The sequence below is a fragment of the Bradyrhizobium sp. LA2.1 genome, from assembly GCF_040547725.1.
GTDB classification, from domain to species: Bacteria; Pseudomonadota; Alphaproteobacteria; order Rhizobiales; family Xanthobacteraceae; genus Bradyrhizobium; species Bradyrhizobium barranii.
Window position 1 is genome coordinate 207,234 of record NZ_JBEPQI010000009.1, and the last position, 12,725, is coordinate 219,958.

Here is a 12,725-nt window from a genome sequence, read left to right on the forward strand (position 1 = left end):
TGGCCGGGATTGCTCCCGGCCATTTTGCATTTGTGCTTCGCCTCAGCGCGGCGGCGCGGTGCCGGGCGGGGGCGGCGGCAGCGAGGCCTGGCCACCGTTGAGCAGCGGCGTGATGTTGCGGACGGTGACGCGCCGGTTGATCAGGCTCGGTCCTTGCGTCTGCTCCTTCAGATACTGCTCGCCATAGCCCTGCGAGGTCAGGTTCTCGGCGGGCACCCCGAACTGCTGGGTCAGCAATTCGGCCGCGGACTGCGCACGGCGATCCGACAATGACAGATTGTCGACCTCGTTGCCGACCGCGTCGGTGTGTCCCTCGATCAGGAACACCGCACGCGGGTTGCGCTGGATCGCACGGTTGAGACCGTCGGCGATCCCCTGCAGCCGGGCCGCCTGGTCCGGCGGGATGGTCCACGAGCCCGTCTCGAAGGTGATCGTGTTGACGTCGATGCTCGGCATCTGCATGCGAACATTGGGGCTGTAGCGGATCTCGTCGAGCGTGTAACGCCGATCGATCCGTTGTACCGGCGGTGCCTCCATGGTCTGGTAGATCACGTCCGGCGACGCTTCCTCGGCGTCGACGATGTAGCGATCGTAGGGAATGTTCACGACCGGCGGCGGCGCATCGACATAGAAGCCGCCGACCGACCGCGGATCGCGGTAGCTGTTGTCGATGATGATGATCTCGCGCCCGCCGGGGTCCCTGCGGATTCGCCGCAGCAGCGAACCGTCGGGACCGACCACAGTGATGACCTCGCTGCCATCAGGACGGATCACGACCGTGCGGGTCTCGCCGCCGACGGTGTCGGTGCGGATGTCGCGGGCGCCATAGCGGAAGCGATAGAGGTCGTTGCCGCGGACGTAGGCCTGCCCGCCCGGATCGCGGATGATGATGCGATCCGGTTCGGTGTAGACGGTGCGGCCGCCTTCGATGGCCTCGCGTCGCTGGTTGTGGAGGTCGGCGATGGTGGCGCCGATCACGACGCCGGCCACCACGCCCGCACCGATCGCGAGCGGTGTCAGGTCACGCTGGGGCGGGCGCGGCGGAGGCGGCAGCGGTGCCACGATTGTCGGCCTTGCCTGGAAGGCAGGCGTAACCGTCGGCGGAGCGAATTGCGCCCGGTTGGGCGGCGGCGTTGCGGCCGCCGAGCCCGGGACTGTGCTCGGCGCAGCGGCACCGGCGGGCGCCGCGGGCCGCGGCGGGAGGCCGCCGGCCTGGGGCGGCGCAGCCGGAGTTCCAGCTGCGGGCGCGCCAGCAGGAGGCGTTCCACCCTGTTGACCAGGGGTCGGCGTCGTCGCCGGGGCTGTGCCGGGGGCGGGCGTCGGTCCTGCGCCGGGACGGCCGGGCAGCGGCGTCGGAGCGCCACCGGGGGCCGGCGTGGCCGTTGGAGCGGGCGCGGCACCGGGAGCCGGCGACGGAGATCCTGCAGCCGGAGGCGTGCCGGGACGTCCGCCGGCCGGCGGTACACCGGGGCGACCGGCCGGCGGTGCGCCGGGCGTGGCGCCCGGTGCCGGCGTTGCGGTCGGCGCAGGTGTCGCCGTCGGAGCAGGCGTGGCGGTCGGTGCAGGCGTGGCGGTCGGTGCAGCCGCGCCAGGGCGGGCCGCAGGCGCGGCCGGTGAAGGCGACGGCGTAGCCGCAGGTGCCGGCGCCGGACGTGCGGGTGCTGCTGCGGGCGGCGTTGCTGCTGCCGGCGGAGTCGGAGCGGGACGCGCGGCAGGCGGAGCTGCGGCGGGAGGCGGCGTCGGCGTGTGCGGCTGCGCGGCCGGGGGCGGCGGAGTTGGCGCAGGCGCATGCTGCTGGGGTGCCGCAGCCGGAGGCGGCGACGGCTGCTTGGGAGCTGCCGGCGGTGGGGGTGGTGGCGGAGGCGGAGGTGCCGGACGTGCCGCAGGCGGAGGAGGCGGTGGTGGAGTCGGGCGCGACGGCGCGGCGGCCGGCGGCGGCGGAGCGGGAGGATGCGGAGGTGCAGCCGCGGGCGGCGGCGCCGTGGGGCGCGCAGGAGCTGCGGGCGGTGCCGCGGCCGGAGGAGGTGGTGCGGCAGGACGTGCGCCAGGCGGCGGTCCCTTCGGTGCTTCCTTCGGAGGCTGCTTCGATTTGTCGGTCTCTGGTGGTTGTGTCTGCGCTTGCGCGACCACGAGCGGCGGCGCGCTTTGCGCATGCGATGCGGAGCTTGCGAATTGCATCGCGGTCAGAGCCGTCGTTGCAAGCAGCACGAAACGAAGGTTGGTCATGATGGTGAACTTCCCCGGAAGGTTCTTTGACGAAGTGTCGGGATGAACAGCTACGCGTTAGGCCGGAATGTGGCGGGCGAAGAGGTCGCGGGCCGATTTATTTCTGCACGCAAATCACCTCACTATGGTGACGTTCATTGCGCATTCAGACGCAGGTTGCAATTGCCTCACATGTGATGCTTCGCCTCACATGTGATCGCGCAGCGAACTTGCATCTGTCGCGGGATTCGGCGTGAGCGGTCCGTTCGGTCCGCGCGATGGAATCTCTTCCGGCACGTGGCCCGGCAATTCGTCGGGCCGTGGTGATTCGCCGGGTTCGCGCACCGGCGGCGCGATTTCAGGCTGCGGATTGCCCGGCGGAATTCCAGGCGGCGGCTCGGTGGGCGTGCCGGGCGTCGACGGTGGAATCTCGGGCGGTTCGATCGGCATCACATCATCGAGGTCAGTTGTCTGGAGAATGACAACGATGATGCCGCGCCGATGTTCCTTGTCGTGTCGTGCCTGAACGCGCGCTATTCCGGTGCGTGGCAGACGGCCTCGATGTTGTGTCCGTCAGGGTCGAGCACGAACGCGCCGTAATAGTTCGCATGATAATGCGGGCGGATGCCGGGCGCGCCGTTGTCGCGGCCGCCGGCGGCAATCGCTGCCTTGTAGAAGGCATCGACCGTGGCGCGATCCTTGGCGAGAATCGCGATATGCACCGGCTTGTTCATCGCGCCTTCCGCACCGAACCAGAGGTCCGGCTTGCCGTTGGCGCCGAAGCCGGCGGCTGCGGCGTGGCCGGTCTGCTCCGCCGTTACCTCCATGATCAGGCTGTAATCGAGCGGTGCCAGCGCCTTGGCGTAGAACGCTTTCGCGCGCTCATAGTCGGAGACCGAAAAACCCAAATGGTCGATCATCGCAAATCTCCCTTGCTCACGGTTAGCGCGACAGGAACGTATTGCTCCGTGTCTTGCGCGCGATCGCAAAGCCGCGCGCGACCATGTCAGCGATACAATCCTGCTGCCATTCGTTTTGTGACAGATGCTCGATCACCACCGCGCGCGGCCACAGCGATTGCGGCGCGTCGCGGAAGAAGCCGATCAGCACGCGGTCCTCAAACCCCTCGACGTCGATCTTGAGCGAATCGACTTGGCCGACGCCGGCCTCGTCCAGAATGCGTGTCAGCCGCAGCGACGGCACCTTGATGGCCTCCGCGCTGGCCGTGCCGGTGACGACGTGCGTAGCGCCGAGATTGCCGCCGCCGCTCTCGATCATGAGCTCACCGTCGCTGTCACCGGCGGCAGCCTGCACCAGGCGCACCTGCGTCGTCTTCGACGCGGCGTGATTGAACGAAAGCCGTCCAAACGTCATCGGATGCGGTTCGATCGCGACCACCTTGCCATTGGTGCCGACCTGCTGCGCCATCACCAGGGCAAAGGTGCCGACATTGGCGCCGACGTCGACGAACACGCCGCCTGCCGGGGTGTGCCGGCGCAGGAAGTCGAGCTCGTCGAGATTGTAATCGGGATTGAACAGCGCACCGCGCTCGGTCGCGCTGCCCTGGTGATAGAAGCGGAACGAGGCGCCCTGGTACTGCACATCGATCGGCCCGCCGCGCACCAGGTTGACCAGCCGCGACATCCACGGGCGGAACGCACCGCGCTTCAGCCCCGACTGTTGCGCAAGGCGGATGATCGCAGCCTGCGCCGCGTTCGGCGCAAACGCGCCAAACGGCGCGGATGAAGGGGCGTTGTCGGGCGTCAAGCAGGCGATCCTCGTTGCAAGCGGCGCATGCATAGCCGGTTTTGATGAGGACTCCAACGCTCCATCACAAGTGTCGTCCCGGGCTCGCGCTTCGCGCGCCCCGGGACGACAGCGTGTCACGCCGCCTTTTTTGGCGCGGCCTTGCGCTGCCTCAGGAATCGCCCGAGCAGCTTGCGCTTGCCCTTGCGCGGGATCAGGTCGATATCGCTGACGAGCTTGGCGCCGCCCTTCCGGCGTTCCAGCACGATCTTGCGGCTGTGGAAGGCTTCCAGCTCGACGCGATGGGCGACACTGACGATGGTCGCCTTCGGCAACTCGTCGGTGACCATCTGCATCATCTTGTCCTGGCTTTTCTCGTCGAGCGCGGAGGTGGCTTCATCGAGCACGACGATGTCGGGATTGTGCAGCAGCAGCCGAGCGAAGGCGAGGCGCTGCTTCTCGCCGCCTGACAGCGTCTGGTCCCACGGCCCCTCTTCCTCGATCTTCTCCTTGAGGTGGTCGAGGCCGACCTTGTGCAGGGCCTCGCCGATCTCCTCCACGGTCCAGTCGTCCTCGGCGCCGGGATAGGCGACGGCGCGGCGCAGGCTGCCGGACGGCACGTAAGGCCGCTGCGGCAGCATGAACAGGCGCCGGTCGGGATGGAAATTGACGCTGCCGCCGCCCCATGGCCAGAGTCCTGCGATGGCGCGCACCAGCGTGCTCTTGCCGGTGCCGGATTCACCGGCGACCAGCAGGCGCTCGCCCGGCTCGATCACCACTTCGGTCTCGCCGACCACGGCCGTGCCGTCGTCGAGCGTGACGGAGAGATCCTTCATCTCCAGCATGGCCTCGTTGCCGGTCTCGCCGCGCTTGATGCGGCCGAGGCCGTCGCCCTGCTCGGCGCGCTCGAGGCCGTCGAGCGACATCATCAGCGAGGCGATGCGACGCGCGCAGGCGTTCCAGTCGGCGAGCCGCGGATAATTATCGACCAGCCAGCCGAACGCGCTCTGCACGATGGTGAAGGCGGATGCCGCCTGCATCACCTGTCCGAGCGTCATGCTGCCGTCGAGGAATTTTGGCGCGCAGAGCAGGAGAGGGACCACGGGCGCAACGAGGCTCGAGCCCTGCGAGACCAGCGTTGTGCGCATGTGCTGGCCGGCCAAACGCGCCCACTGCCGCAGCACGTTGGTGAAATTGCGGTCGATGCCGCCGCGCTCCTCCTCCTCGCCGCCGAGCAGCGCGATGCTCTCGCCGTTCTCGCGCACGCGCGTCAGCGTGTAGCGGAAATCCGCCTCCGCCTGGTTCTTGTCCTCGGAGACCTGCACGAAGCGCCGGCCGATCACCAGGATCGAACCCGAGGCGATCGCGGCGTAAAGGATCGCGGCGATGACGAGGAAGCCGGGGATGGTGATGGCGGAGCCGCCGAGCGTGACCGTGAGCGCGCCGCCGATGGTCCAGAGCACGATGATGAACGTGACCGCCGACAACAGCGCCGATGTCACGCCGGCGAGGAAATCGACCGGGGAATCGGTCGCGATGCGCAGATCCTCGGCGATGCGGTATTCCGGGTTCTTGTGATCGCCGCCGACCAGGTTGAGCTGATAATAGCGCCCGTTGGCCAGCCAGCGCGTCAGCACGCTTGCGGTGAGCCAGGCGCGCCAGCGGCGCTGAATGCCCATCCGCGCGAACACCTGCGCCACGCCGAGCACGATGCTGCCGATCGCGAGCGGGAAGAACACCGCCGTGAGATGGAAGACGGTGCTCGCCTCGCGCTTCTCGATGGCGTCGAAGATCGCGCGATTCCAGACGTTGATGCCGTATTGAAAGCCGACGGTGAGGACGATCAGCACGACAAGGCCGATCGAGTAGAGCCACGCCAGCCGGTCGCCGTTGCGGCCCCAGAAGCCGCGTGCGCTGATCCAGAAGCGCGTCAGCAGATAGTCCTTGCGGGCCTGTTCGGCTTCTTCGGGCGAGAGTGCGGGATCGGGCTCAATAACCTCCGGCGGCGGCGGCGTGACCTCGTCGCCGTTCTCGCCCTTGATTTCGACAACGGGGGGCTTCCTGCCCTGTTCGCGCTTTGCGGCCGGCTTGTGCATGAGCGGATAACGCGAACCAAATCAATCGGTTCCCGTTGGTTCCGCGCCAGCCTCACTCGGCCGCGCCGTCGCGGACCGGCCGGAGCCTCGCGGCCCGATGGAGAACGCGCGACAATTCCTCGATCGAATAGGGCTTTTGCACGAGATCGAAGCCGGCGGCGGCGCCGTCTTGTGAGAGGGCCTGACTGTAGCCCGTGGTCAGCACGATCGGCACGCGGATGCCGCGATCGCGGATCGCCTGCGCCAGATCGAGCCCGGTCATCCCGGGCATCACCACGTCGGAGAACACAACGTCGAAGCGCTCTGCGTCCACGGTGAGCTCGGCGAGCGCGTCGGTGGCGTTGTCCACCAAAGTGATGCTGTAACCGAGCTCGGTGAGGCCGTCGGCCGCGAAATTGGCGAGCTCGATATTGTCCTCGACCAACAGCACCGACATGCCGCTGCCGGCCACTGCCGGTGCGGTGTTGGGCGCCTGCCGCTGCGGCAGCAGGTCTGCCGGCACACGCGGCAGATAGAGTGAGAAGGTGCTGCCCTGGCCGACCTCGCTCTCGACGGTCACCTCGCCGCCGGATTGCCGGGCGAAGCCGAACACCTGCGACAGGCCGAGACCGGTGCCCTGGCCGACCTGCTTGGTGGTGAAGAACGGCTCGAAGATGCGGCCCAATCGTGCGGCGGGAATGCCGATGCCGGTGTCGCTGACGGCGACACTGACGAAGCCATCGCCGCCTGCAAGATCATGGCTGCCCGAAACGTGCACCAATGTATCGGGTATGGTCGCCGCCGCCTGCACGGTGAAGGTGATCCTGCCTTTGCCTTGCATGGCGTCGCGCGCATTGGTCGCCATGTTGATCAGAGCCGTCTCGAACTGGCCGGCATCGGCCTTGACGAGGCAGGGCTCGGTCGGCAGTCGGTTTCCGATCTCGATCGCCGGCCCGAGCAGCGTGGCGAGCATGTCGTGCAGCGACTGCATCCGCTCCCCGACGTCGAACACTTCCGGTTTCAGGGTCTGGCGCCGCGCGAACGCCAGCAGCTGCGAGGTCAGCTTGGCGGCGCGCGCGACCGCGTCCGCAATGGCATTGATGTAGCGCTGCCGCCGCTCCTCGCTCAGCTGCGGCCGGTTCAACAGGTCGACCGAGGCGCGGATCACGGTGAGGAGATTGTTGAAGTCGTGCGCGACACCACCGGTGAGCTGGCCGAGCGCTTCCAGCCGCTGGCTGTGCTTGAGCGCCTCCTCGGCCTCGCGTCGCGCCGTGGCCTCGGCGTGGAGATGCTGGGTGCGCCGGAACGCGAGCGCAAGCAGCAGAAACAGCAGCGCCGTGGCGGGAATGCCGAACACCAGATGCTGGCCCATGGTGGCGAGCCAGCGCGCGCGGATCGCCGAGGTCTCGAGCCCGGCGCTGACATAGATCGGATATTCGGCGACGCGCCTGTAGCCGACGCGCCGCTCGATTCCGTCCGAGGGCCAGGCGATGGTGATGAGGCCGTGCTCGGGGTGAGCGGCGATCTGCTGCCCGACCGGTCCGGTCGGATCGAGCCGGAAGTCGCGGTCGAGCCGGGGAAAATGAGTGAGCACCACGCCGTCCGTGCGTCCCATGGCGAAGAAGCTGCCGCGATCAGAGCCGATCCTGGCATAAAAGCTCTCGAAATATTCCGGCAGGACGGAGGCCTGGATGACGCCGATGAAGCTGCCATCGTCGGCTTCGCGGCGCCGGCTCATGCCGAAGAAGCGTGCTCCCTGATAGGGCGGACGCGGCGTCAGGGCCGCGCCGACGAACGTGCCAATGTTCTGGTCGACATGGGCGTAGAAGTAATCGCGGTCCGCAAAACTCAGATCCTGCGGTGGCGAGGCGAGACTGTTGACCAGCGATTTCCCGTTCGCGTCGAAGATCCAGGCCGATTTGAGTTGCGGCAGCGCATCGGTCAGCCGTTTCAGGCGGCGGTGCAGCGCCGGTTCGCGCGAGCGGATGACCTCGTCGGGGAGGCCGCGCACGACCTCGTTGAGCTCGGCCAAGCTGCGGTCGATGGTCTCGAACACCTTGAGCGCGTGCTCATGGGCGACATCGAGCGTGCGCTCGATCTCGCGGTCGGCGATGTCCTTTGTCGATGTGTAGGAGATCGTGGAGGTGAAGACGAACAGTGCAATCGGCAGCGCCAGGGATGCCGCCATCATCCACTGCAACAGTCTCAGCGAGTTGCGTTGCGCACCCTGCACAGTCGCTCCGGTCCCTGACCGGAGAGCTTACTTGAAATTCCCGCTGGGAAGGAAGTGGCTTGTCGATGGAACCGGAGGTTGTATTCCGGGCGTTCGCGCGTGGTGCGGGCTATGGCAAATTCTACTCAAACTGAGGTTGATCATAGAATGCCCCGGCCGTCGCGGCCGGGGGGCCGTAGCATGAATGAGGCTTAGATCTGGCGCTCGACCATCTTGAGCTTGAGCTCGGCGATGGCTTCGGCCGGGTTGAGACCCTTCGGGCAGGCCTTGGCGCAGTTCATGATGGTATGGCAGCGGTAGAGGCGGAACGGGTCCTCGAGATTGTCGAGGCGCTCGCCGGTCGCCTCGTCGCGGGAGTCGGACACCCAGCGATTGGCCTGGAGCAGGGCGGCGGGGCCGAGATAGCGGTCGCTGTTCCACCAATAGCTCGGGCACGAGGTCGAGCAGCAGGCGCAGAGGATGCACTCGTAGAGACCGTCGAGCTTCTCGCGATCCTCGTGGCTCTGGCGCCACTCCTTCTGCGGCGTCGGCGAGGTCGTCTTCAGCCACGGCTCGACGGAGGCATACTGCGCATAGAAATTGGTGAGGTCGGGAACGAGGTCCTTCACGACAGGCTGGTGCGGCAGCGGATTGATCTTGACCGCGCCGTCCTTCACGTCGTGCATCGAACGGGTGCAGGCCAGCGTGTTCTGGCCGTCGATGTTCATCGCGCAGGAGCCGCAGACGCCTTCACGGCAGGAGCGGCGGAAGGTCAGCGACGGGTCGATGTTGTTCTTGATCCAGATCAGGCCGTCCAGCACCATCGGACCGCAATCATGGGTGTCGACGTAATAGGTGTCGACGCTTGGATTTTTGCCGTCGTCCGGATTCCAGCGATAGACCTTGAACTCGCGGGTCTCGGTCGCGCCCGCGGGCTTCGGCCAGGTCTTGCCGCCGGTGATCTTGGAGTTCTTCGGAAGTGCGAATTCAACCATGAGACGCCCTTAGTTAGCTGGATTTCGAAGACAGGCGAGACTGCCATCTTCGGTTGGTTGCAACGTTCGACATACCCGCCTCCAATCGCCCTCGAAGGCACAATCGCGCAAGATAAGCTCGTTGCCTTTGAAGATCAGCGCGAACTTGCAGCGACTCACAACGTCACTTGGTGGCCCTCCGTGACCATCCGTCCCGGACACCACCAACACATTCCGATCGGTCTTGTAGGTACCGCCGGTATACATTCCTTCCTCAGAGCCCATCCAACCCGCGTACGCCTTGCCATGCTTCCCGAAGCAAAGGTCCCTTTGCGATCGCGTCTCCGCGCTTCTGATCTGCCAACAGCCGAGAAACTCGTCTGTCAGCTTGCCTGGTTCTCCCCGGACCGCGCCGCTTAAAGCGGCGCTCGCTGCGATCAACAGGAACGCCGCGCGTCGCATCGCTCAGTACACGCGCGCCTTGGGCGGAATGTACTGCACGTCGTTGGTCATGGTGTAGTCGTGAACGGGGCGATACTCGATCTTGACCTTGCCCTTGTCGTCGAGCCAGGCCAGCGTGTGCTTCATCCAGTTCTTGTCGTCGCGCGCGGAGAAGTCCTCGCGGGCATGCGCGCCGCGGCTCTCGGTGCGGTTGGCGGCGGAGTCCATCGTCACCACTGCCTGCGAGATCAGATTGTCGAACTCGAGCGTCTCGATCAGGTCGGAATTCCACACCAGCGAGCGGTCGGACACGGCGATGTCGGTGATGCCGCTGTGGACCTTCTCGATCAGGTTCTGGCCTTCGCTCAGGATGTCGCCGGTGCGGAACACCGCGCAATTGTTCTGCATCACGTGCTGCATGCCTTCGCGCAGCTTCGCGGTCGGCGTGCCGCCGGAGGCGTAGCGGTAATGGTCGAGGCGGCCGAGCGCGAGCTCGGACGAGTTCGCCGGCAGCTCCGGCTGCTTGGCGTTGGGCGTGAGCTTTTCGGCAAGACGCAAAGCGGCGGCGCGGCCGAACACCACGAGGTCGATCAGCGAGTTGGAGCCAAGGCGGTTGGCGCCGTGCACGGAGACGCAAGCCGCTTCGCCGATCGCCATCAGGCCTGGGATGACGGCGTTGTCGTCGCCGTCCCGCTTGGTCAGCACTTCGCCATGATAGTTCGTGGGGATGCCGCCCATGTTGTAGTGCACGGTCGGCACGATCGGGATCGGCTCGCGCGTCACGTCGACATTGGCGAAGATTTTTGCGGATTCGGAGATGCCCGGCAGGCGCTCGGCCAGCACCGCGGGATCGAGATGGTCGAGATGCAGGAAGATGTGGTCCTTCTTCTTACCGACGCCGCGGCCTTCGCGGATCTCGATGGTCATCGCGCGCGAGACGACGTCGCGCGAGGCGAGGTCCTTCGCGGACGGCGCATAGCGCTCCATGAAGCGCTCGCCCTCGGAATTGACGAGATAGCCGCCTTCGCCGCGCGCGCCTTCGGTGACGAGACAGCCCGAGCCGTAAATGCCGGTCGGGTGGAACTGCACGAACTCCATGTCCTGCATCGGCAGGCCGGCGCGCAGCACCATGCCGCCGCCGTCGCCGGTGCAGGTGTGTGCCGAGGTGCAGGAGGCGTAGGCGCGGCCGTAGCCGCCAGTCGCGAGAATCACGGTCTGGGCGCGGAAGCGGTGCAGCGTGCCGTCATCCAACTTGAGCGCGATGACGCCGCGACAGGTGCCCTGGTCGTCCATGATCAGGTCGATGGCGAAGAACTCGATGAAGAACTCGGCCGCGTGACGCAGCGACTGGCCATACATCGTGTGCAGCATGGCGTGGCCGGTGCGGTCGGCGGCGGCGCAGGTGCGCTGCGCCTGGCCCTTGCCGTAGTCCATGGTCATGCCGCCGAACGGGCGCTGGTAGATCTTGCCGTCCTCGGTGCGCGAGAACGGCACGCCCCAATGCTCGAGCTCGTAGACGGCCTCGGGCGCGTTGCGCACCATGTACTCGATCGCGTCCTGGTCACCCAGCCAGTCCGACCCCTTCACGGTGTCGTACATGTGCCAGCGCCAATCGTCCTTGTGCATGTTGCCGAGTGAGGCCGAGATGCCGCCCTGGGCCGCAACCGTGTGCGAGCGGGTCGGAAACACCTTGGTGATGCAGGCGGTGCGCAGACCAGCTTCACTGCAGCCGACCACGGCGCGCAGGCCCGCGCCGCCGGCGCCGACCACGACGACGTCATAGGTGTGGTCTTCGATCGGATAGGCTTTGCCGTTGGTGGCGGGAGCGCCGTTGCCCTTGCCATTCGTCGCTGTGGCCATGGGTTACACTCCGGATGAAAGCTTGAGGATCGCGTAGGTCGAGGCGAGCGCGACGGCGATCGAGAAGAAATTGTTGAGCATGATCGAGATGAGCTTCAGCTTCTCGTTATGGACGTAGTCCTCGATCACGACCTGCATGCCGATCTTCATGTGCCAGGCGCTGGCGGCGATGAAGAGCAGCAGGATCACCGCGATCGGCAGCGAGCCGAGGATCTGCGCGGCGCCGGCCTGATTGCGGCCGAGCAGCATCATGATGATCACGAGCACCGGGATCATCAGCAGCGTCATGGCGACGGCGGTGATGCGCTGGCGCCAGAAATCGGACGTACCCGAATGCGCCGCGCCGAGATTGCGGACGCGGCCGAGCGGGGTGCGCATGCTGCGCTTGGGCGTATCGGTCGCGCTCATCGTCCGCCTCCGATCGCATAGGCGATGATCCAGATCAGGACCGTGAGCACGATGCCGCCGATCAGCGCGCCCCAGGTCAGGGCCTCGCGCTCGTTGGGCTTGAAGCCGTAGCCGAGGTCCCACACGAAGTGCCGGATACCGCTCAGCATATGGTGCATCAGCGCCCAAGTGTAGCCGAACACGATCAGCCGGCCGATGATGCTGCCGGTGAAGGCCTGGACGTGGGAATAGGCGGCGGGGCCGGAAGCCGCCGCGATCAGCCACCAGGCCAGCAGCAGGGTTCCGACGTAGAGCGCGATACCGGTGGCGCGATGGACAATGGACAGCGCCATCGTCAGCGTCCAGCGGTAGACTTGCATGTGGGGGGAAAGCGGTCGTTCGATCCGTGCGGTCATGGGCTTTTGATGTTTATTGCGGCCCAGCAGGGGGCACGCGGGGATCGCGAAAGGTCGGCTCTATTTACGGAGTCGATTTCGCCTGCGCAATCGCCAAATCGCCATAAATCGAACCGCGGTTCAGCTCTAGAGCGTTGATGATGCAAGGCCAATCAGTGGCTTGGTATACCAGCACTTCTGTCCGCCAACGAAAAACAGAATAAAGATTCATTTGTTCTGAAGGGACCGATGCGCGTTGAAATTGCTATTGGAACGCCTCTAAACGGACCATGCCGTCCAAACCTGCTCGGGGGCGGTCTTTTGGGCCGCTAACGCCATTCGGACGGCACCAATCCGCTCCCGCCCCGGCCCGGTTTGACCCCTGTCCGGATATGCGCACCTTGCATTCCACCCCAGCCGCAAGACGTGG

At 66.2% G+C, this 12,725-nt stretch carries 10 protein-coding genes; all 10 read right to left on the minus strand.

Annotated elements, in window-relative coordinates; all coding sequences use genetic code 11:
• Positions 1–42 precede the first annotated feature (42 nt).
• The 10 genes from ABIB95_RS19865 to sdhC all read right to left on the minus strand — a co-directional run bounded on the left by ABIB95_RS19865 (position 43) and on the right by sdhC (position 12,316).
• Positions 43–2,226 carry an OmpA family protein gene (locus ABIB95_RS19865; protein WP_354241386.1) on the minus strand — a complete coding sequence of 728 codons (2,184 nt, stop codon included), beginning with the start codon at positions 2,224–2,226 and terminating at the stop codon, positions 43–45.
• Between the two features lie 186 nt (positions 2,227–2,412).
• The gene (locus ABIB95_RS19870) at positions 2,413–2,655 is read right to left on the minus strand and encodes a hypothetical protein (RefSeq protein ID WP_166105139.1); all 243 of its coding nucleotides are present in this window, start codon (positions 2,653–2,655) and stop codon (positions 2,413–2,415) included.
• A gap of 83 nt (positions 2,656–2,738) precedes the next feature.
• Positions 2,739–3,125, minus strand: coding sequence for a VOC family protein (locus tag ABIB95_RS19875; protein WP_028158603.1), 387 nt, complete (start codon positions 3,123–3,125; stop codon positions 2,739–2,741).
• Between the two features lie 22 nt (positions 3,126–3,147).
• Entirely contained in the window at positions 3,148–3,972 is an 825-nt protein-coding gene (locus ABIB95_RS19880) for an FkbM family methyltransferase (RefSeq protein WP_354241389.1), read from the minus strand.
• Positions 3,973–4,088: 116 nt separating this feature from the next.
• Positions 4,089–6,047, minus strand: a complete 1,959-nt coding sequence (locus ABIB95_RS19885; protein WP_354241391.1) for an ABC transporter ATP-binding protein/permease — start codon at positions 6,045–6,047, stop codon at positions 4,089–4,091.
• A gap of 52 nt (positions 6,048–6,099) precedes the next feature.
• The gene (locus tag ABIB95_RS19890; protein ID WP_354241393.1) at positions 6,100–8,259 is read right to left on the minus strand and encodes an ATP-binding protein; all 2,160 of its coding nucleotides are present in this window, start codon (positions 8,257–8,259) and stop codon (positions 6,100–6,102) included.
• Between the two features lie 191 nt (positions 8,260–8,450).
• A complete protein-coding gene (locus tag ABIB95_RS19895; RefSeq protein ID WP_071908684.1) occupies positions 8,451–9,233 on the minus strand; it encodes a succinate dehydrogenase iron-sulfur subunit in 783 nt (260 codons plus the stop codon).
• Positions 9,234–9,677: 444 nt separating this feature from the next.
• The gene (sdhA, locus tag ABIB95_RS19900) at positions 9,678–11,513 is read right to left on the minus strand and encodes a succinate dehydrogenase flavoprotein subunit (protein WP_085402950.1); all 1,836 of its coding nucleotides are present in this window, start codon (positions 11,511–11,513) and stop codon (positions 9,678–9,680) included.
• A 3-nt stretch (positions 11,514–11,516) separates the two neighbouring features.
• On the minus strand, positions 11,517–11,921 hold the full coding sequence (gene sdhD / locus ABIB95_RS19905; protein ID WP_028151915.1) for a succinate dehydrogenase, hydrophobic membrane anchor protein: 405 nt from the start codon (positions 11,919–11,921) through the stop codon (positions 11,517–11,519).
• Positions 11,918–12,316 (minus strand): succinate dehydrogenase, cytochrome b556 subunit, encoded by a 399-nt coding sequence (gene sdhC, locus ABIB95_RS19910; RefSeq protein WP_028151914.1) that lies wholly within the window; start codon positions 12,314–12,316, stop codon positions 11,918–11,920. The genes sdhD and sdhC overlap by 4 nt, the downstream gene beginning before the upstream one ends.
• Between the last annotated feature and the right edge of the window lie 409 nt (positions 12,317–12,725).